At 42.6% G+C, this 19,692-nt stretch carries 19 protein-coding genes; 15 read left to right on the top strand and 4 right to left on the bottom strand.

What is annotated here, in order from left to right; genetic code table 11:
* Window positions 1-13: 13 nt before the first annotated feature.
* The gene (locus tag G636_RS0108735) at window positions 14-610 is read right to left on the bottom strand and encodes a TIGR01440 family protein (RefSeq protein ID WP_051226783.1); all 597 of its coding nucleotides are present in this window, start codon (window positions 608-610) and stop codon (window positions 14-16) included.
* Window positions 611-1,039: 429 nt separating this feature from the next.
* Here G636_RS0108735 and G636_RS0108730 point away from each other — a divergent pair, with 429 nt between their 5' ends.
* Window positions 1,040-1,333 (top strand): hypothetical protein, encoded by a 294-nt coding sequence (locus G636_RS0108730; protein WP_026507742.1) that lies wholly within the window; start codon window positions 1,040-1,042, stop codon window positions 1,331-1,333.
* Window positions 1,334-1,391: 58 nt separating this feature from the next.
* Here the strand turns inward: G636_RS0108730 and G636_RS0108725 are convergent, their stop codons facing one another.
* On the bottom strand, window positions 1,392-1,910 hold the full coding sequence (locus G636_RS0108725) for a helix-turn-helix domain-containing protein (protein ID WP_026507741.1): 519 nt from the start codon (window positions 1,908-1,910) through the stop codon (window positions 1,392-1,394).
* A gap of 332 nt (window positions 1,911-2,242) precedes the next feature.
* On the opposite strand from G636_RS0108725, the gene G636_RS0108720 reads away from it, so the two are divergent.
* On the top strand, window positions 2,243-2,425 hold the full coding sequence (locus G636_RS0108720) for a hypothetical protein (RefSeq protein WP_026507740.1): 183 nt from the start codon (window positions 2,243-2,245) through the stop codon (window positions 2,423-2,425).
* Window positions 2,426-2,514: 89 nt separating this feature from the next.
* Here the strand turns inward: G636_RS0108720 and trxA are convergent, their stop codons facing one another.
* Window positions 2,515-2,832 carry a thioredoxin gene (gene trxA / locus G636_RS0108715; RefSeq protein ID WP_026507739.1) on the bottom strand — a complete coding sequence of 106 codons (318 nt, stop codon included), beginning with the start codon at window positions 2,830-2,832 and terminating at the stop codon, window positions 2,515-2,517.
* 266 nt (window positions 2,833-3,098) lie between these two features.
* Here trxA and G636_RS0108710 point away from each other — a divergent pair, with 266 nt between their 5' ends.
* The 6 genes from G636_RS0108710 to G636_RS17915 all read left to right on the top strand — a co-directional run bounded on the left by G636_RS0108710 (window position 3,099) and on the right by G636_RS17915 (window position 7,373).
* Window positions 3,099-4,163 carry a methionine ABC transporter ATP-binding protein gene (locus G636_RS0108710; protein WP_196803064.1) on the top strand — a complete coding sequence of 355 codons (1,065 nt, stop codon included), beginning with the start codon at window positions 3,099-3,101 and terminating at the stop codon, window positions 4,161-4,163.
* Window positions 4,163-4,834 (top strand): methionine ABC transporter permease, encoded by a 672-nt coding sequence (locus tag G636_RS0108705; RefSeq protein ID WP_035779281.1) that lies wholly within the window; start codon window positions 4,163-4,165, stop codon window positions 4,832-4,834. Before G636_RS0108710 ends, G636_RS0108705 begins: the two co-directional genes overlap by 1 nt.
* A gap of 200 nt (window positions 4,835-5,034) precedes the next feature.
* On the top strand, window positions 5,035-5,886 hold the full coding sequence (locus G636_RS0108700) for a MetQ/NlpA family ABC transporter substrate-binding protein (RefSeq protein WP_026507736.1): 852 nt from the start codon (window positions 5,035-5,037) through the stop codon (window positions 5,884-5,886).
* Window positions 5,887-5,945: 59 nt separating this feature from the next.
* Window positions 5,946-6,227 carry a type II toxin-antitoxin system HicB family antitoxin gene (locus tag G636_RS0108695; protein ID WP_026507735.1) on the top strand — a complete coding sequence of 94 codons (282 nt, stop codon included), beginning with the start codon at window positions 5,946-5,948 and terminating at the stop codon, window positions 6,225-6,227.
* Between the two features lie 130 nt (window positions 6,228-6,357).
* Window positions 6,358-7,008 (top strand): ribonuclease domain-containing protein, encoded by a 651-nt coding sequence (locus G636_RS17920; RefSeq protein WP_196803063.1) that lies wholly within the window; start codon window positions 6,358-6,360, stop codon window positions 7,006-7,008.
* An 86-nt stretch (window positions 7,009-7,094) separates the two neighbouring features.
* Window positions 7,095-7,373, top strand: coding sequence for a barstar family protein (locus G636_RS17915; RefSeq protein ID WP_035779279.1), 279 nt, complete (start codon window positions 7,095-7,097; stop codon window positions 7,371-7,373).
* Between the two features lie 157 nt (window positions 7,374-7,530).
* Here the strand turns inward: G636_RS17915 and G636_RS0108680 are convergent, their stop codons facing one another.
* Complete coding sequence (locus tag G636_RS0108680) at window positions 7,531-8,073, bottom strand: glutathione peroxidase (RefSeq protein WP_026507734.1); 543 nt, start codon at window positions 8,071-8,073, stop codon at window positions 7,531-7,533.
* 258 nt (window positions 8,074-8,331) lie between these two features.
* Between G636_RS0108680 and G636_RS17910 the strand changes: the two genes are divergently transcribed.
* From G636_RS17910 to G636_RS0108645, 7 genes are all read left to right on the top strand, one after another.
* The gene (locus G636_RS17910) at window positions 8,332-9,891 is read left to right on the top strand and encodes an alpha-amylase family glycosyl hydrolase (RefSeq protein WP_196803062.1); all 1,560 of its coding nucleotides are present in this window, start codon (window positions 8,332-8,334) and stop codon (window positions 9,889-9,891) included.
* 81 nt (window positions 9,892-9,972) lie between these two features.
* Window positions 9,973-10,980: a LacI family DNA-binding transcriptional regulator gene (locus G636_RS0108670; protein ID WP_026507733.1), complete on the top strand. Its 1,008-nt coding sequence runs from the start codon at window positions 9,973-9,975 to the stop codon at window positions 10,978-10,980.
* A gap of 257 nt (window positions 10,981-11,237) precedes the next feature.
* The gene (locus tag G636_RS0108665) at window positions 11,238-12,533 is read left to right on the top strand and encodes an extracellular solute-binding protein (RefSeq protein WP_026507732.1); all 1,296 of its coding nucleotides are present in this window, start codon (window positions 11,238-11,240) and stop codon (window positions 12,531-12,533) included.
* Window positions 12,534-12,568: 35 nt separating this feature from the next.
* Window positions 12,569-13,936, top strand: a complete 1,368-nt coding sequence (locus tag G636_RS0108660; protein WP_196803061.1) for a carbohydrate ABC transporter permease — start codon at window positions 12,569-12,571, stop codon at window positions 13,934-13,936.
* The gene (locus G636_RS0108655; protein WP_242826943.1) at window positions 13,936-15,192 is read left to right on the top strand and encodes a sugar ABC transporter permease; all 1,257 of its coding nucleotides are present in this window, start codon (window positions 13,936-13,938) and stop codon (window positions 15,190-15,192) included. The genes G636_RS0108660 and G636_RS0108655 overlap by 1 nt, the downstream gene beginning before the upstream one ends.
* 134 nt (window positions 15,193-15,326) lie before the next feature.
* On the top strand, window positions 15,327-17,717 hold the full coding sequence (locus G636_RS17905) for a glycoside hydrolase family 31 protein (RefSeq protein WP_051226773.1): 2,391 nt from the start codon (window positions 15,327-15,329) through the stop codon (window positions 17,715-17,717).
* A 24-nt stretch (window positions 17,718-17,741) separates the two neighbouring features.
* Entirely contained in the window at window positions 17,742-19,652 is a 1,911-nt protein-coding gene (locus G636_RS0108645; RefSeq protein WP_026507729.1) for an alpha-amylase family glycosyl hydrolase, read from the top strand.
* Window positions 19,653-19,692 lie beyond the last annotated feature (40 nt).

Raw genomic sequence — 19,692 nt, 5'->3', positions numbered from 1 at the left:
GAGCCTGGATAGCTTAAAACATTGCCCTGATGGATGGATCTTCTTCATAAGAAGCTCTTGTTCCACCAATATATTTGGGCCTTGTATATGCAGCAATAACTGTGGCATGTCCAATGGAGTTCTTGGAGAGCTTGATTGGTACTGCCACTTTTTTTAGGTGCATACCTATCATAGTGCCACCGATATCCATACCTGCATCTGCCTTTATCTCATCGACAAGTATGGGCTCTTTGAAACTGTAGTATGCACAGGTTGCAAATGAACCGCCGGCTTTGGGCTGGGGAACAACGCATACTTCGTCTCCTGTATGTGGAGCTGTCTTTTCAATCACAATTGAACGATTTAAGTGTTCGCAACACTGAGCTGCAAGATAGATGCCATTTGATCGCAGTACATCATAGATGCCTTCAAATACAGCTTTGGAAGCGGGCATGCTTGAATTTGTGCCAATCTTGTCGCCACATACAACACTTGTAGAGCAACCAACGACAAATACGTCTCCTTCTTTGAGATTTGAATTCTTGATCACCTCTTTGCACACCTCTGAAGCTTCTTTTCTGATCAGGTCAAGGTCCAGACCGGTTTCTCTGTAAATATCTTCTAACTGCATTGTTTCACTCTTTTCTGTCATTTGATGGGAATATGACGATTTCTTTTTAGCATGCTAGGAGAGTCTAGGCTCCTTTTGCCATGCACATTATTATGATTAAAATACAGCAAAAAGATTGACTTGTAAATCGTATTGGGGTTTTTATCTGAGTTTTATTAAATGTGTGAAGATTTGAATACAGATGATCACAGGCAAAAAGACCTTGTTGAAAGGAATTGTCCTAATTGTAGTCTAATGTAGCTATTGTACCTTGATAGAGGACATCAAAAAGCAGTGTCGGACAGTTTGGGATCTACACCGAACAATTTGCTGCTTTTTCTGACACCACATTATATATTCTGAAATATATTTTCTTATACAATATATAGTGGTTGTGTTATATAATGAATTTGGTTAAGGGTTATTTGTTATTCAGAAAGGGGGAATAATATGGCAACTACATTCACAGAATCCAGAGTATCTCAGCAGAAGATCAACGGAATGGGTGATCTTGGTGTTGTTATAAAGGCTTATTGCGAAGAGCATGGTATGACAACTCCTGAGAGAGTATCAACAGTTCTGGCAACTCTCGGCTGTGAGATCAGCGCAGAGAAGATTGAGGAGTTCTATCGTGGAGATTATGAGCTTACTCTTTCAGAGTTTGGCGCATTCCACAGAATGTTGAATCTTGATGGCAATGATCTGTTTGCCAAGGTTGGCAGGCTTCATGGATTAGATGTTTGATCCGCAATTGAACAGGCAATATTTAAGCCCCTTCTCAAATTGAGAAGGGGCTGTTTTCTTACTGGTCCTTATGTTCCATATAATATCTTAACTTCTTTTCATCAATCATGCCGTTGGCGATCATCTGTTCTGACCACAGTTTAAGGCTCTCAGCTGCTATGACAGTCTGTTCCAGAGTTATCTGAATCTTGGCAAAATCCTTGATCTCATCATCGTCGACTTTTCCGTCGGCTGTGATCTCGATGAGCCTGTCCTTATCCTTGGTCGCTAAATTAAGAGAAGCCAGCATTTCCAGCGTGATCTGAGCCAGGTCTTTCATCTTGATCTCTGGAACGCTCTTTCTTCCAAGCTCACAGTGGTGAGTGCAGAAATAGTTCTTGAGTTCCGGTGCTTTATACTTGTCTGCCATTATGAGTATCTCGTCTGGATGAGGCAGGACTTTTTCATTTTCTATTTTCTCAATCCTGTCATCGGATATTACTTCCAGCAGATCGGAGGCTGCCTCTCTTGTGAGACCAAGTTCCTCTCGCTTAAGTTGGTATAATGTTTTATTTGCTTTTATTGATGCGCGCCCCATTTATTTCTCCTTAGTATTTTATCTCTTTGCAGTTTAACATATATAAGAGTTGTGAACAATAAGTTAAAAAATGAATATTCAATTGATACAAGCTCGCGTATGTTAAATAATATAAGCTACGTCAGAATTACAATAGTTATATTTATATAGTGCAGATTTTATAAAAACTGACATGAATGTTCGTGTATTATTAAAGAGCAAAGAATTAGAACATTTGGTCAAAAATGTGCTAGAATGTTTAAAGATTACAGAGGTAATACTAGATGTTGTGGATTTAAGCGGGTGGAGATCAATATTTATTAGTTTTAAGCCTGAGGGCGAAGGAGATCACAATGGGATTGACTCTGAAGTCACTGACACAGCAGTATTATGAAGCGCACAAGAAAGCGAACGGTATCTGGCAGTATGGAGTGCCGGTAAGGGCTATCTATCATGATTGTGCGCTGTGTATCCAGTATGAAGGCGGGCGCTGGTTTCATTACAAAGAGTCTAAGGGAAGCCTTATCTGGTGGTAATTGACTGGAATATGATAAGAGCAGGAAAGATGTGTGCTAATCTTTCCTGCTCTTTTTATTGATTTGTGTATTATCTAAATACAATAATATTACAGAAGCTTTTCAAGCTTCTCTTCAAGGACAGCCTGGCTCACTGCGCCAATAGACTGGTCTACTACTTTGCCGTCTTTAACGAATACAATATCCGGAATGCTCATTACGTTGAATCTCTGTGCAAGCTCCATTTCTTCATCGGAATTGACCTTGCCAACCTTTGCTCTGCCTTCATATTTTTCAGCGAGCTTTGCTACAACAGGAGCCATCATTTTGCAGGGACCGCACCAGTCTGCGTAGAAATCGATCACTACGGGCAGGGTGCTGTTCATTACTTCTTCTTCAAAATTTGCTGATGTAAACTTGTATTCCATGTTATTATCCTTATCCTTTCTTTTCAACTTGACTTGAAAAAACAATTGTATGTAACTGTTATGATTTAATTATAAATTGTGCAAAATATAATTCAAGTACTATTTTTATTCTTACATGGTAAGAAAGTTATTACCTGGTGTATTTCACAGGCTCTATTGAACTTTGTACGGCTGTGTTGTATGATTTGTGGAGTATACATGTGAGCAAGGGGGGCGCCGCATGTTTTTTCTATTTTTTAGCTTATTATTTCACAATGAGGAGTGGTATGAGTATTATTGATAAGGATGAAATCCTGGATTCCATCATACATATAGATCATTTGTCCAAGACCTTTAGCAGCAAAGATCACACCGTAGAGGCGCTTAGCGACATAAGCCTTGATATTGGCAAGGGTGATATATTCGGCATTATCGGTATGAGCGGTGCGGGTAAGTCAACTCTGGTAAGATGTCTTAATTTTCTGGAAAAGCCAAGCTCAGGCGACGTTATCGTCAAGGGAAGGAGCATGAGCCATCTTTCACCTAAAGAGCTGCGCCTTCAGAGGCATGATATTGCCATGATATTTCAGAGCTTCAATTTATTGCAGCAGCGTAATGTTTTGGATAATGTCTGCTTTCCTCTTGAGATCACGGGCGTACCCAAAAAGCAGGCAAGGTTAAAAGCGACAAGGCTTCTTGCAGAGGTAGGGCTTGGGGACAAGTTAAAGAGCTATCCATCCCAGCTCTCGGGAGGTCAGCAGCAGAGGGTAGCCATAGCGAGAGCTCTTGCCAATGATCCTTCAATCCTTCTGTGCGATGAGGCTACGAGCGCTCTTGATCCCAAGACTACAGGTGAAGTACTGCAGCTCCTTAAGGAAATCAATGAGAAGCACGGCATCACAATAGTGATCATTACTCATGCTATGAGTGTGGTGACCCAGATATGCAACAGGGTTGCGATCATCGACAACGGAAGGCTGGCAGAGAGCGGTAAGGTGCAGGAGGTCTTTAGCAATCCAAGGTCAGAAGCGGGTATGAGACTTGTATTATCTGCAGGGGGATCCACTGCAGAGCGTGTTCCCGGTGAGCATCTGATCAGGATCGCATTTACAAGCAATTCCTCTTATGAGCCGGTGGTTGCCAACATGGTCCTTAAGTTCGGCTCACCTGTTAATATCATGCGTGCCGACACCAGAGATATAGGCGGGATAGCCAGAGGCCAGATGGTATTGCAGCTGCCCGATGATGAGGAACTCAGGGCTAATATGAAGAAATACCTTATTGAAAGAGGTTTGGAAGTACAAGATCTTTCTTCAATGAAGGACTTTGAAGATAATTATGAGGAAAACTAATGAGTGAATTTTGGAATGAATATGGCAGTTTGCTATTGAATAATACAGGTGTGACCCTGTATATGGTACTGGTATCAACCCTTCTTGCTTATATTATAGGAATTCCGCTGGGGATTGGTCTTGTGCTGACTGCTCCGGGAGGGATGAAGCCCAATGCGGTTATCTATAATGTGCTGGATGTGACGGTGAATATAGTCAGAAGTATTCCCTTTCTGATATTGCTGATTCTTATAATGCCTTTTACCAAGCTTCTGGTAGGCAAGACATACGGAGCCAATGCCACTATCGTACCTCTAGTAGTATCTGCAGCCCCTTTTATAGCCAGGATGGTTGAATCATCTCTCCTGGAAGTCGGGCATGGTGTGATAGAGGCTGCCCAGAGTATGGGTGCTTCAAGCTTTACCATTGTATATAAAGTTATGATACCCGAAGCCAGGACATCTCTTATAGTGGGTGCGACCATCGCTCTTGCTACAATTCTTGGTTATTCGGCTATGGCAGGAACTGTAGGAGGAGGCGGCCTGGGAGATGTTGCCATCCAGTATGGTTATTACAGATATCAGACCGGAGTAATGATCATTACTGTAGTGCTTCTTGTTGCTCTGGTACAGATCATGCAGGCAGCCGGGATGAAGCTTGGCAAGGCACTCGACCATAGGATTTCCAAATGACAAGGCGTGTAGGGGCTATAGCCCCGTAAATAAATATACATTCTTGGATAGATAATCCAAGAATGTATGCAAATAGGCTATTTGAGAGCGGCTAGGGCCGCTGGGCCTATTTGCCAGCAACATGTTCTCACGAAACACGCAGTAAATGCGTGTTTCTGAAGGTATGCCTAATAACATATACTTAATGAGGAGGATTAGTTATGAAAAAGAAATTGCTTGCTCTGACATTGACACTTTCAACTCTTCTGGCTCTCATGACAGCTTGCGGATCATCTGAAAATGCTGCAGGCGGTAATGAAGCAGATGACACTGCGACTATCACTGTTGCAGCAACGGCGGCTCCCCACGCTGAGATCCTGCAAAGCGGTATCGTTACCGAGATGCTTGAAAAGGAAGGCATTAAGTTGGATGTTAAGGTGTTCCAGGATTATGTACAGCCTAATAATGTAGTTGAATCTGGTGAGATAGATGCCAATTATTTTCAGCACATTACTTATTTGAATGATTTTAATAATGAAAACGGTACACACCTGGTATCAGCCGGTGGCATACATTATGAACCTTTTGGTATATATGGCGGTAAAAAGGAAAGCCTTGATGATATAGCAGAAAAAGATGCTATTGCTATCCCTAATGATACAACCAATGAAGCAAGGGCTCTTCTTTTGTTGCAGAGTAACGGGCTTATCAGTCTTAAGGACGGAGCTGGTTTGACAGCTACAGTAAATGACATTACCGACAATCCTATGAATCTTGAGATTGTGGAAGTAGAAGCTGCACAGGTACCACATCAGCTTGAGAGTGTTGCATATGCTGTTATGAATGGTAATTATGCTATGGAGGCAGGCTTTACTGTGGCTACAGATGCTCTTGCCTATGAAGCTCAGGATTCTGACGCTGCAAGCAGTTATGTGAATGTAATTGCAGTAAAGGAAGGCAACGAAAAGAATGATAAGATTCAGAAGCTTGTAGAGGTTCTCAAGTCTGATGAAGTCAGGAAGTGGATCGAAGAAACATATGAAGGCTCAGTGGTTCCTTATACAGGTGACTGAGTAAAAATAGGGAACAAGTGCCCCCTGGAAAGAATCACATAATAAGAGAGGAATTTGCAGTGACGATTATTTACCCGGCAGTAGTTAAAGAGAATACAGATGGTTCATATTGCGGATATTTTCCGGATCTGGCAGAGTGCAGGTTTAAGGGCAGAGATATTAATTTTGCCCTGGATGACGCAGCAGCGTCGATGTACGATTGGGTCAGAGTTGAACTGGAGGAAGAGGAGGAGCCTTACCTGCCTCCAGTTTCTGAGGAAAAAGATATAGAGCTTTCTGAAGGAGAATTTGTCAGAAATATCTGTATTCATTACAGGTATACCGAAGGCTGGGAAGAGTGATATGCATAGCTGTTCCGGATTTATTTTGATATATAAAGCTTAATTAAGAGTTTAGAATCATGAGTAGCAGTCCAAAAGCTTTGAGATACAGGCTTTTGGGCTGTTCTTGCAATAAAGTATGAGGGAAAAGATGAAACTGAAAAGGAAAAATCTTTTTACAATAACACTGCTGGTGCTTTTCGTGCTGGCGGGATATTTTTTTGGATTTACCAGGAATAGCGGAGGCGGTACAGAAGGCGGGGATCTTCAGCTGATAGAAGAGCAGATCCAGATGTCCGAGCAGGAGGATGCGGAGCCTAAAGAAAATCGGAAAAAAGAAGAGCCTGAAGTTGGTAAAACAGAAGATGCAGATGAAGCGCAGGTTGAACTGACAGCTAGCGATGAAGAGTCTGGAGATACAGATAATGAATATCCGGAAGCTTCTTCGATGTTGGATGAGGCAGGGCTTTATGACAGTAAGGAAGATGTTGCTGAGTATATTGAAACCTACCACCATCTGCCTGACAATTATATGACAAAGCAGGAAGCAAGGACTATTGGCTGGGAAGGCGGAGCTTTACATCTTGTTGTAGATGGAATGTGTATCGGTGGTGACAAATTCAGTAATTTTGAAGGCCTTCTTCCAAAGAAAAAGGGAAGAGTGTATTATGAGTGTGATATAGATACGCTGGATAGTGAAAGCAGAGGCCCTAAAAGGATCATATATACAGAGGATGGCTGGAATATTTATTATACAGCTGATCATTATGAAAGCTTTGAGCACCTAAGTGGAGATGATTAAGTCTGTGATATAAACAGCTTGATCCACTTGAACCGGCTTGGGGGGTTACTGTTAACAAAAGCAATGAACTATCATAGAGGACAGATATGAGAGATGCGAGCAGAATTGAACTTGATATGACCAGGGTCATAGATAAGAATTCTATGGCGGTATATATGGACGAAATATGGTCACTTCCGGATTATTTTGGCGGCAACCTGGATAGTCTCTATGACTGCCTGTCGGAATATGCAAGAGATGTGGATATTGTCCTGGAAAGAGATAGCATAGAGTATATATCTACTAATGATTATGCTTATAATACAGTCACTGTTCTCAGTAAGGCAGTGCAGGAGAATCCCCACTTGCGTATATTGATTGAATAACAAAAAGGTGATCGAATAACAGATATCTGTTACGCGATCACCTTTTGATAAATAAAACCGGCAAGTGAAAGAGTATTTGATTGCAGATCCATTTGCCGGTCGCAATATGTGAGATCATATAGGATGTAGCCGGGCCCGGCTATGAATATACATATGATCAGATGAGAGAAGCGATGCAGTCTCTAACGGCTTTCATATCATTGTTGGGCTCAAAACGAGCGACAACATTTCCGCTCCTGTCTATGATGAACTTGGTGAAATTCCATTTGATGTCGGGATTATTCTTATAGTTTTTGTCGATTGCCTTGAGCATTGCAGACATGGCCAAAGCCTTTGCTCCTTTGCCAAAGCCCTCGAATCCCTTCTGGCTCTTGAGGTATGTATAAAGGGGAAGCTGAGAATCTCCATTCACATCAGACTTTTTCATCTGGGGGAACTGTGTATTGTATTTGAGAGTGCAGAACTCATGGATCTCTTCATCTGTTCCGGGAGTCTGGCCTGCGAATTGGTTGCAGGGTATATCTATGACTTCAAAGCCCTGGTCATGGAACTCTTCATAAATCTTCTCAATATCTTCGTACTGAGGAGTAAAACCACATCCTGTGGCGGTATTAACTACCATCACAACCTTGCCTTCATAGTCTCTCATAGAGATCTCTTCGTTTTTGGTATTGGTAACGCTATAATCGTAGAAACTCATATTATTTCTCCTTATCTGAAGCGTATTGCTTCAACAGAACGGTTGTTGTTATGGCTAAATTATATTGCGTGCAATCTAATATGTCAAGACTTTTTTATTGACTCTTTTGCAAAGGCTTGATACACTTAAAACGGTTTAACGGTAAACCTATATTCTTTGGATCAATGAAGCAAAGCTACATATTCATGAGAGCAAGAGCTGTATTTGCTCTTTCGTTTTTTATTCGAAAGGAATATAGGGATGTTTATAAAAAAGATAATGTCAAAAGATGCCGGTATCATATCCGGCTGTTTCACAAATCTTGTAGTGGCAGTGAGCTGTGCTGCGCTTGTAATGACAGGATGCGGTGCTAATAGCGGTCATGAAGAAGCTGATAATGAAAGCGCTAAGCAGGAAGTTGCTGACGCGCAAGACGCTGCTAGCACAGATGACCAGGATGAGGTGCAGGAACCCACTCGTAAGCTTCCGGCCTGGACCGGTAAAATGGTCGTCTATGAAGTCAATATCAGGCAGTATAGTGAAGAAGGTACATTTAATGCCTTCAGGCCACATCTGCAAGAACTTAAGGACATGGGTATCAATACTTTATGGTTTATGCCTGTTCATCCTATTTCTGAGACTAATCGCTCGGGGTCTTTAGGTTCTTATTACTCAATCACAGATTACAGAGAGATCAACCCTGAATTTGGCAGCAAAGAGGATTTCATTGCGTTGGTTGATGAGGCGCATGCTATGGGCTTTACTGTTTTGATGGATTGGGTTGCCAATCATACCGGCTGGGATTGCAGCTGGATAAGTGAGCATCCGGACTGGTATACACAGAATTCCAAGGGCGAAGTGATTTCGCCTGAGGGAATGGGGTGGCCGGACGTTGCAGATCTTAATTATGACAATGAAGAAATGCGTGCGGAAATGATAGACTGCATGAAATACTGGATTGATAATGCGGATATTGACGGCTTTAGATGTGATTATGCAACAGGCGTACCTGTCGATTTCTGGGAGAGTGCAAGGCCTGTTTTGGAAGAGGCCAAGAGAGCCCGCTTGGAAAAGGATCTTGAGGAAGGTCTTCCCTGCCTTGAAGATGCAGGAGAGATACTTGAAGATAGCAGCAGAAGCGCACTGTATATGTTGGCTGAAGACAATCTAGTGCCTTCGCTTCTGGATAGTGCGTTTGATTCTAACTATAACTGGAATCTTTATGATTCCATAATCCAGGTGGGTCATGACAGCAAGACCGCAGATAAGCTTAAATACTACCTCCAGCCCAAGATGCAGGAAGGAACCTTTGCCATGAATTTTACTGATAATCATGACAAGAATTCCTATGAATATACCCTGGAGACAGGCTATGGTTTTGACGGTGCTGCAGCAATGTATGCTTTGACATTTACATCTGAGGGAGTGCCCCTTGTATATTCCGGAGACGAAGAAGGCGGAATGAAGGCACTTTCATTTATGGAAAAAGATCTCATTGAATGGGAGAGCGACCATTCCTATAGAGAACTATTGACAGAGCTTGCAAAGATAAGAACAGAAAACGAGGCTCTTTATGCAGGAAGTTATGGCGCAGTAATGGAATTTGATGACTCAGATAACAGAAATGTGCTTATTTTCCATAGAACACTTGGAGACAACAGTATAAAGTGCATTTTGAACTTGTCAAAGAGAGAGCAGGAGACAGATATTAGCTCTGTAATAGATGCTTCTGACACTTGCCTTCTCCACTACGTGGGAGAGAAAAAGGCTGATGATAGCTTTGACAGCCTGGAAGATAATCTTATGGATCCTTGGGAATTTGTGATAATTCAGGACTGATGATGTATAATGATAAAGATGGTCAGGAAGAGCGGCTCTTTCCTGCTGTCTTTACACTAACAGATAAATGTGGGGAGTGACATGACATTAAAAGACATAGCAAAAGAGGCCGGAGTAAGTACTGTTACGGTTTCGAATGTTATCAATGGAAATTACAGAAAGGTTTCCAAAGAGACTATTGAGAAAGTAAATAAGATTATCGATGCTAGAAACTATCATCCCAACGCTACGGCCAGGAGCCTTGCGGCCAAAAAAAGCCGCATTATTGCGGTGGTATTGCCGGATTTGGGAGATGGACAGTATTTTTCCGAAAGTCCGTATTATACTGAGATAATGTCCTGTCTAGAAAGGGAGATAAGAAACAGGGGATACTATATGATGATCCGTTGCGTAGGTGCATGCAGAGAAGTTATCCCGCTGTTTTTATCCTGGAATGTGGATGGAATCATATTTCTTGGTGCGTACAAGGATGAGGTTGAGGAGATAGTTCCCAAGTTGGACTGTCCTGCAGTATATATTGATACCTATGCTTCAGATCTGCCTATTGCCAATGTTGGGATCAACGACTACAAGGGTGGGTATCTTGCCACAAGATATCTGATTGGGCGCGGCCATACGAGCATTGCCTGGGCGGGCCCGGATTATAATGACCCTGGCGTTATCAATGAACGATATAAGGGCTTTCTTGATGCTTGCACAGAGAAAGGCATTGAAGTAAGCGAGCAGAACTGCTTTGTTGGGATGACATCTTTTGAACAGGGAGTTAAGCTGGGAGAAAAGATTGCTTTTTCATCCGTTAAGTATACTGCTGTTGTTTGTATGTCAGATATCCTTGCATTTGGTATTATGGATGGGCTGAGACGTACCGGCGTGATAGTGCCTGATGATATATCTGTAGTTGGCTTTGATAATATACCTGCTTGCAGTTATTCCAATCCGCAGCTAACAACTGTTTCACAGAATATAAGGGAAAAAGCAGAGTTGTCAGCAAAAGTCCTCTTTGACATGATAACTGAGGATAAGAAGATCGTGACCAATGAACATGTGGATGTTGAGATTGTTGAGAGACAGTCGGTCAAGTCTATATGATGAGTTAAGGGATTAACTGAAATGGCCGTTTTTTAACTTAATTGAATAATGTATCGATAAGATCAACAGTATTTCAGGAGGCGAAATGCTGTTGATTTTTTGTATTTTGTTGTAAGATATGCACAATTATACATGGACTGATTTGTCGGTAATTATGAAAATGAAATAAGTTATTGACATTACCTCGCTGTGGTCATATGATTCTTTTGTAAGGTTTACCGCTTAACCGCAATTCAAATTTTTTTGGAGGGAAACAAATGAAAAGAAAAAAGGTTTTGGCACTGGTTATGGCTTCTATGATGGCTTTTGCTGCGGGATGCTCCAGCTCAGGCACTGAGTCTGCATCTTCAGGTGAGGCACAGTCAGCTGAAGTTACAGCTGATCAGGCTGCAGCAGATGAGACAGCAGAAGTACAGGATATCACTCTTAAGGTATGGACACCTGAAGAAGATATGGATATCACAAATGATATGTGTGCAGCTTTTGACGAAGCTCATCCTGAATACAACATCACATTCGATATCTCCATCACAGGAATCGACGAATCCGGCGCTTCTCTGACAACAGATGCTGATGCAGCTGCAGACGTATTCCTGATCCCTTCCGGATCTATCCCGGAGCTGACAAATGCAGGTCTTCTTCTTCCTATCGCTTACGACCTTGAGAATGTTAAGAGTCTCTACGGCGAAGGTGCTATCGAAGCTTGCACAAAGGATGATATGCTTTACGGCATTCCTTCATCTCCCAACTCTTTCTTCATGTATTACAACAAGGATATGTATACAGAAGAAGAGGTTAAGTCTCTTGACGCTATGATGGCAAAGGATCTTGGCGCTGATGTTAAGAACTTCTCCTTCACAATACACAACTCATGGTATCTTGAGTCCTTCTTCTATGCAGCTGGCTGCACACTCTTTGGTGAAGATGGAACAGATCCTACAGATTGCACATGGAACAATGAAAACGGTATTAAGGCTGGTGAGTATGTTCTTGATCTGATCGCTAATCCTAAGTACCTTGAGGATGAGGATGGTATTGCAGGTTCTATGATGAAGGACGGCAAGCTTGCAGCTCTTTGCTCTGGAACATGGGCATCTAACGATGTTAAGGAAGCTCTTGGCGATGCTTATGCAGCAGCTCCCCTTCCCACAATCAAGATTGATGGTAAGGATTGCCAGCTCAGCAACTTCGCAGATTACAAGTGCTATGCAGTTAAGTCCAGCACAGCTCAGCCTCTTGCAGCTCAGCAGCTTGCAGAGTTCTTTGCTAACGAAGAGAATCAGCTTGTACACTACAAGAACAATGGCCAGACTCCTACAGTTCTTTCACTTCAGGAGAATCCAGAGATCGCTGCAGATCCTGCAACAGTTGCTCTGATCGGCCAGACACAGTATGCAACACCTCAGCCTTCTATCGCTCAGATCGCAAACTACTGGTCACCTGTTGAAGCACTTGGTACAGGCATGGTCAACGGTGAGGTTACAAAGGACAACCTTCAGGAGATGCTTGATTCTACAGTAACAGGTATCCTTGATGAGCTCACAGCTGAATAATTGATCTTATAATACGCAAAATGGGGCTTTCTATTATGAAAAAAAGTGAAAATGTAATGAAAAAGAGCCTCGGAGATATATTTAAGGAGGGGGGCCTGCCTTGCAGGCTCTCCTTTATCCTCTTCGGGGCAGGTAATATAGGCAATTCACAGATTGTTAAGGGCATTCTTTTCTTGCTGACAGAGATTGCTTACATTGTATACATGATCATGTCAGGCGTTCATAATCTGGCAGCTCTTGCTACACTGGGTGAAAACCAGCAGGGCATGACTCTGGATGAAAAGCTTGGAATATATGTAGTAACACAGGGTGATAACTCTATGCTGATCCTCCTTTGGGGTGTTGTTACAGCGGTTATTACTGTATTGTTCCTTGGCTTTTGGTACCTGAATATCAGATCTGGCTATGAAGCTCACAGGCTTAAGACAGCCGGACGTAAGGTGCCTACATTCCTCGAAGACATAAAAAGTCTTGCCAACAAGAACATCCATGTTGGTTTTATGACATTCCCTCTTCTTGGAATCCTTGTATTTACCATAATGCCGCTGATCTATATGATCCTTATGGCATTCACAAATTATGATGCTGAGCATCAGCCCCCCGGAAATCTTTTTGACTGGGTTGGTCTGGCTAACTTCAGGGCTTTGGCATCCTCCTCAGGTAAGCTTTCTGCTACATTCTGGCCTATACTTGGCTGGACTTTGATCTGGGGCTTTGTTGCTACATTTTCGTGCTACTTCCTTGGAATGTTCCTGGCTATGCTCATCAACTCCAAGGGCATCAAGCTTAAGAAGATGTGGAGAACAGTTTTTGTAATGACAATGGCAATCCCTGTATTTATTTCTCTGCTGGTTGTGGGTACTATGCTTGGTAAGAATGGTATCGTAAACGTACTCCTTCAGGGATGGGGATTTAGCTCTTCACCGCTTCCGTTCCTTACAGATGGCCTTTGGGCTAAATGTACAGTTATAGTTGTTAACCTTTGGATAGGCATTCCTTCAACTATGATCATGGTAACGGGCATACTTATGAATATTCCGGCTGAGCTTTATGAGAGTGCTCATATAGATGGTGCAGGCCCTGTGAAGACATTCCTTCACATCACCTTCCCCTATATGATCTTTGTGACCACTCCTTATCTTATCACTCAGCTGATAGGTAATTTTAATAACTTTGGTGTTATCTACTTCCTTACAGAAGGTCAGCCCAACACACTTGAGTACTACAAGGGTGCGGGACGTACAGACCTCCTTGTAACATGGTTATATAAGCTGACCAAGGATAGTAAGGACTACAACCTTGCTGCTACTATCGGTATCGTATCATTTATTATCTCCGCTACATTCTCACTGATATCCTATACCAGGTCAAATGCTGTAAAGAATGAGGAGGGATTCATGTGATGAAAGAAGTAATCAGAGATACAACTTATCAGATAAAAAGATCATTTAGAATGCCTGCTCTTGCAGGGGCCGGAGTTACAGCTTTGTCGCTCTTCATGCCCTATGCATCGGATGATAATGGCAGCTTTAATGTGCTTAGGCTCTTATCCGGAAGCGGTGTGCTTCCCGTATTTGCAGGGCTTCTGCTTGTTGGCGGACTTGGATGCTTTGCAATGGCACTGGTTAACGCATTTAAGCCTTCTTATGCACTTAGCAGAGTACAGGTTGCCTTTGCGGTTCTTACTGCAGTAATATCCAGCCTGCTTCTCTTTGGCTCAAAGGCACTGCTGGAAGGCTCAGGCCTTGTAAGCGGCTTTATGGTAAAGGATTTTGGATTTGGCTTTTGGCTGATGCTTCTGTCTTCCTATGTAAGCCTGGTACTTTCAATGAACTTTGCCAAGATAAGTGCCGGATACATAGTACTGACATGGCTTAGCATAATCTGGCTCTTCCCTATTGTGTGGATCATCCTTACAGCTTTCAGGGCTGAGAGCGGATATTATGTAGGCTACTTTATTCCCAAGGGATTTACTCTTGACAACTTTACAAAGCTTTTCTCACGCACAAGTGTGGTTCCTTTCGGAAAATGGTGGCTCAATACTTTTATAGTAGCTATCTTCTCATGTATTTTTACAACTACCATCATTCTTATGACATCCTATGTACTTAGTAGATGCAGATTCTCATGGAGACAGCCTCTTATGAGAGTGATGCTGGTCATTGGAATGTTTCCAGGCTTCATGTCCATGATCGCTGTATACAATATCTTAAAGGGGCTTGGACTTACTCAGAGCCTTGCAGCGCTGGTCATCGTTAATGTAGCCGGAGCAGCAATGGGATATTACATTTGTAAAGGATTTATGGATACTATCTCCAAATCACTGGACGAAGCAGCTATCATCGACGGAGCTACCAGACTGCAGATCTTCACCAGGATCACAATCCCTCTTGCTAGACCTATTATCATTTACACTATCCTGACCTCCTTTATGGGACCTTGGGGCGATTATATCTTCCCCAGCATGCTCCTTGGAGACAAGCAGGAGTCATACACTGTAGCCATCGGTCTTAAGTGGATGACTGATTTTAGAAGAATTGATGCATATTACACTCAGTTTGCTGCTGGTGCTGTCCTTGTATCAATACCGATTGTTATTCTGTTTATCGCACTTCAGAAATTCTACGTAGAAGGTCTCTCCGGTGCGGTTAAGGGATGATCATTAAAACGCTAAAACGGATCCGATAAGCGGATTGCTTTTAGAAAGCCCTGTAAAATAACTCTCAGCCTTAGATCAATCTATGGCTGAGAGCTATTTATGAGAAGCAAGAAGACTATAAGGAACAGATCATAATGAAATTATCTAAAGACGTATTAAATAAAGAATATAAAGCAAATCCCCAGGCAGATCCGTCATCTATGGTCAGATCTGATAATTATCGTTTCACCATGCTGACATCCAGACTTATCAGGATGGAGTATTCACCCAGCGGACTTTTTCTTGACAGTCCCAGTCAGGTGGTTATCAACAGAAGATTTGATCCTGTTTCTTTTGATGTTAGGGAAGAAAACGGCAGGATCGTTATCTCAACACAGGATCTTATAATAAATTACGATAAAAAGGCTTTTTCCTCAGAGGGCCTTGTAGTAAGGCTGAGAAACGGATGCTCTATCTCAGATGCAGGATGGCATTTTGGAGATAAGATACGCGATCTTGGAGGTACAGCCAGGACTCTCGATGGAGCAGACGGAGAGATTGAGATTGGACCCGGTATCCTATCCAGAGATGGATTTACCATACTGGACGATAGCAGGAGTGCTTATATTGGCGATGACTCCTGGATACATCCTCGTGAGGAAGAAGATTCACACGATATATATTTCTTTGGTTATGGCAGGGACTATGAAGGATGCCTTAAAGATTATTTCGAGCTTACAGGTTATCCCGCACTCCTTCCCAGGTACGCTCTTGGCAACTGGTGGAGTCGTTTTTACAGATATAGTGAAGATTCATACAATAAGCTTTTAGATGATTTTGCAAGAGAGGATATTCCTTTCTCCGTGGCAGTCATGGATATGGACTGGCATATAGTAGACACTCCTGAGGGCTATGGTACAGGATGGACTGGCTTTAGCTGGAATAAAGAGCTGTTTCCTGATCCTCAAAGCTTTGTTAAGAGTCTTCACGAGCGAGGAATGAAGGTTACGCTTAATCTTCATCCGGCAGATGGAATCAGAGCATTTGAAGATTGCTACGAAGATGTTTGCAAAGAACTTGGTGCTGATCCCAAGGAAAAGAAAACTTTTGATTTCGTAGTTACTGATAAAAACTTTATGGACGCTTATTTCAAGGGTGCTATAGCTCCCCTGGAAAAAGAGGGTGTTGATTTTTGGTGGCTTGATTGGCAGCAAGGAAGTCATTCGGGAATAGAAGGGGTAGATGCTCTTTGGATGCTTAATCACCTTCATTTCATGGATATGGCTTCTTCCGAGAAGAGACCTATGATCTTTTCAAGGTTTGCAGGTCCCGGAAGCCACAGATATCCAATAGGTTTCTCCGGAGATAGCGTATGCAGCTGGAAGAGCCTGGAATTCCAGCCCAGGTTTACGGCTACAGCCAGCAATATAGGCTATAGCTGGTGGAGTCATGATATAGGCGGCCATATGGGTGGCAAGAGGGATAATGAGCTTACTGTCAGATGGGTACAGTTTGGCGTTTTTTCTCCTATAATGAGACTTCATAGCACCTCTAACGAGTTTTATTCAAAGGAACCTTGGACATTCCCTGTAATGGAGAGGACTATCCTTGATGATTTTCTAAGACTCAGACACAGGCTTATCCCGTATATATATACCATGAATGTACTTACTCATAAGGCAGGAATTCCGCTTATCAGACCTATTTATTATGAGAACGATTGCTTCCCTGCGTATGAATTTCCGGGTGAGTACCTCTTTGGCAGTGAGATGCTGGTAGCGCCCATCACATCACAGATGGATCCTGAGACTCTTACTGCTGCTGTAGAGACCTGGATTCCTGATGGAACATATTATGACTACTTCACAGGACAGATAATCCGTGGCGGAAAGAGATTGATGCGCAGGAGTCTGGGCACTATACCGGTGCTGGTCAAGGCAGGCGGTATCATTCCTATGGCGTCAGATATCAGCTGCAATGAGCCGGAAGCTATACCTGCTGAGCTTGATCTGGAGATATTCGCGGGAGCTGAGGGCGAGTTTACTCTTATTGAAGATAAGGGACAAAAGGATCCCAGCGGCGCATTTATGACAACAGATATCCGATATACTCCACAGAATGTTGATGCTGTTATCACAATAGGAAGTTCTTCTTCAATAAGGCGCAGATATAATATCCGCTTAAGAGGGGCAGGAGAGCCAAATAAGGTGATCTTAAGCTCTGCTTCAGGCGAAAAGGAACTTGTATTTGAATATGATAATGAAGCTTGCTGCATTCTGGCTACTGTTGATTATGATGGCGAAGGAGAAATAGCTATCCTGATCAAGGGAACAGGAGCTGATATAAAGCAGCCTTCTGTAGCCAAGAGACTTTATGATGCTCTTATGGCTGCGCAGGTTGATTATAACCTTAAGGCAGCTATATACAACAGATATCAGGCAAATTTAAAAGACGGTAAGCTTGATCTGGGCTGCTTTTTGCAGGATGTTGTCAGCTTGAGGCCCGGCAGTGAACTGTTAGAGATGGTAACAGATATTTGTTCATGATTTTGAAGCTTTGGAGTATTAGATATGACAAATAATAAGGAATGGTGGCTGGAAAGCATATATAGTGACGGAAGCAGATTCTATGTATCTAATCCCTCACCCAGACTATATGAGAAGATAACAGTAAAACTTACCTGCTATGAAGATGCTCCTGTGGATAAGGTTTTCCTCAGGGCTCTTCCCAATGGCGCCGAAGAAGTAACAGAGGCGGTGAGGAAAGAGTCTGCCAGAGGTCTTGCTGTTTTTGAAGCAGAGATCACAATACATGATCCCAGAACTCAGTATCAGTTCTATATTCTGGCTGGTAATACCATATATTATTATTCTCAGGCGGGGGTGACCACATATGTTCAGGATAATATCCATGATTTTGTGATCATGACAGATTATCATGATCCTGCGTGGGTCAAAGAGCAGGTTTTCTATCAGATATTTCCTGATCGTTTCTGCAATGGCAATAAGGACAACGATGTCAAAGATGGGGAATTTGAGCAGTATGGATTCAAAGCAATAGCTCATGATGATTGGAATGAGCCCCCTCTTCCCGCACATGAAAGTGGCGGATTTGAGTTTTATGGAGGCGATCTGGAAGGAATCATCGAGAAGATCCCTTATTTCAAGAAGCTTGGCGTAACAGCTCTGTACCTCAATCCCATATTTCTGGCTCCTTCAGCTCACAAATATGATTGTGCGGATTATTTTGCAGTGGATCCTCATTTTGGCGGAGACAAAGCTCTGGCGGAGCTGTCCAAAGCTCTTCATGATGAGGGAATGAAGCTTGTGCTGGATATTTCTATCAATCATACAGGTACAGCTAATAAGTGGTTTAACAAGGAATGCCTCTTATTTGATAGATCAGAAGGTGCATATAATAATCCCGATGCAGCTGAGAGAGATTTTTATTATTTTGGTGAAGATAATAGCTATAAGGGCTGGTTTGATATACCGTCTCTTCCTGTCCTCAATTATCATTCCCAGAAGCTTCGCTCTCTTGTATACAAGGATGAGGATTCTGCTTTAAAAAAGTGGCTTAAAGCTCCTTATTCCATAGATGGATGGAGATTTGACGTGGCCGATGTTTTTGCCAGAAATGACGAGCATCAGCTTGCCAGGGAGCTTTGGCCTGAGATTACCGCTTCTATTAAGGAAGAAAACAAAGATGCGTACATAGTTGCGGAAGACTGGGGTGACTGCTCCGGCTACCTGCAGGGTAAGGAATGGGATTCTCCCATGAACTATTTTGGCTGTGCCAGAGTATTCAGGCAGTTCCTTGGAGAGGATGATCTCTTCATAGGAAGAGTAGAAGGCCTTAAGAACTGCGGCTACCACATGAAGGCTGAGGATGCAGCTGCCAGGATCAGATCTCATTTTGACAAGCTTCCTGGTGTCATTAGAGAGATACAGTTTAATCTCCTTGGAAGCCATGATGTACCAAGGCTTCATAATAATCCCAAGGTTAACAGGGATGAGCTTAAGGGAGCGGTGATAATGCAGTTTATGCTTCCCGGAAGTCCCTGTATATACTATGGAGATGAAGCTGGTATTGATGGATATGTGGGAGATGATGCGGGATGCAGATATCCCATGCCATGGGACAGCGGTTTTGAAGAAGGAGAGATTTTTAAGTTCTATCAGACGCTTACCGGGCTTAAGGTTCAAACTGATGAGTTTAAGTATGGTAGCTGGAAGATCCTTTATGCCGAGGGAGATGTTCTGGCTATGGCCAGATTCTCGGATAAAGAAGCTTATGTAGGCATAATGTCTGTTGCGGATGAGGATAAAGAGATTGAGCTTCCCCTGGCTAGTATCGGCTTTAGTCAGCCTGAATCAAAAGAGGATATCTTCGGAAGCAGTATAAATATGATTTCAAATGATGGCAGAAGCCTTCGTTTGAATATAAAAGCTCATACACCCTATCTATTTCGGTGTAAGTGATGACCGTCACTAAAGGAAATGGCGCAGGTAATTTACCTGC

The organism is Butyrivibrio sp. MC2013 (assembly GCF_000424585.1).
Classification (GTDB): domain Bacteria; phylum Bacillota; class Clostridia; order Lachnospirales; family Lachnospiraceae; genus Butyrivibrio.
The sequence above is the reverse complement of the archived record's forward strand: the minus strand, read 5'-3'. Positions and strand labels throughout refer to the sequence as shown.

What these genes read in the sequence shown, in the direction of transcription:
- G636_RS0108735 (WP_051226783.1), bottom strand. Translation starts at nt 610, where the DNA reads ATGCAGTTAGAAGATATTTACAGAGAAACCGGTCTGGACCTTGACCTG.
- G636_RS0108730 (WP_026507742.1), top strand. Translation starts at nt 1,040, where the DNA reads ATGGCAACTACATTCACAGAATCCAGAGTATCTCAGCAGAAGATCAAC.
- G636_RS0108725 (WP_026507741.1), bottom strand. Translation starts at nt 1,910, where the DNA reads ATGGGGCGCGCATCAATAAAAGCAAATAAAACATTATACCAACTTAAG.
- G636_RS0108720 (WP_026507740.1), top strand. Translation starts at nt 2,243, where the DNA reads ATGGGATTGACTCTGAAGTCACTGACACAGCAGTATTATGAAGCGCAC.
- trxA (WP_026507739.1), bottom strand. Translation starts at nt 2,832, where the DNA reads ATGGAATACAAGTTTACATCAGCAAATTTTGAAGAAGAAGTAATGAAC.
- G636_RS0108710 (WP_196803064.1), top strand. Translation starts at nt 3,099, where the DNA reads ATGAGTATTATTGATAAGGATGAAATCCTGGATTCCATCATACATATA.
- G636_RS0108705 (WP_035779281.1), top strand. Translation starts at nt 4,163, where the DNA reads ATGAGTGAATTTTGGAATGAATATGGCAGTTTGCTATTGAATAATACA.
- G636_RS0108700 (WP_026507736.1), top strand. Translation starts at nt 5,035, where the DNA reads ATGAAAAAGAAATTGCTTGCTCTGACATTGACACTTTCAACTCTTCTG.
- G636_RS17920 (WP_196803063.1), top strand. Translation starts at nt 6,358, where the DNA reads ATGAAACTGAAAAGGAAAAATCTTTTTACAATAACACTGCTGGTGCTT.
- G636_RS17915 (WP_035779279.1), top strand. Translation starts at nt 7,095, where the DNA reads ATGAGAGATGCGAGCAGAATTGAACTTGATATGACCAGGGTCATAGAT.
- G636_RS0108680 (WP_026507734.1), bottom strand. Translation starts at nt 8,073, where the DNA reads ATGAGTTTCTACGATTATAGCGTTACCAATACCAAAAACGAAGAGATC.
- G636_RS17910 (WP_196803062.1), top strand. Translation starts at nt 8,332, where the DNA reads ATGTCAAAAGATGCCGGTATCATATCCGGCTGTTTCACAAATCTTGTA.
- G636_RS0108670 (WP_026507733.1), top strand. Translation starts at nt 9,973, where the DNA reads ATGACATTAAAAGACATAGCAAAAGAGGCCGGAGTAAGTACTGTTACG.
- G636_RS0108665 (WP_026507732.1), top strand. Translation starts at nt 11,238, where the DNA reads ATGAAAAGAAAAAAGGTTTTGGCACTGGTTATGGCTTCTATGATGGCT.
- G636_RS0108660 (WP_196803061.1), top strand. Translation starts at nt 12,569, where the DNA reads ATGAAAAAAAGTGAAAATGTAATGAAAAAGAGCCTCGGAGATATATTT.
- G636_RS0108655 (WP_242826943.1), top strand. Translation starts at nt 13,936, where the DNA reads ATGAAAGAAGTAATCAGAGATACAACTTATCAGATAAAAAGATCATTT.
- G636_RS17905 (WP_051226773.1), top strand. Translation starts at nt 15,327, where the DNA reads ATGAAATTATCTAAAGACGTATTAAATAAAGAATATAAAGCAAATCCC.
- G636_RS0108645 (WP_026507729.1), top strand. Translation starts at nt 17,742, where the DNA reads ATGACAAATAATAAGGAATGGTGGCTGGAAAGCATATATAGTGACGGA.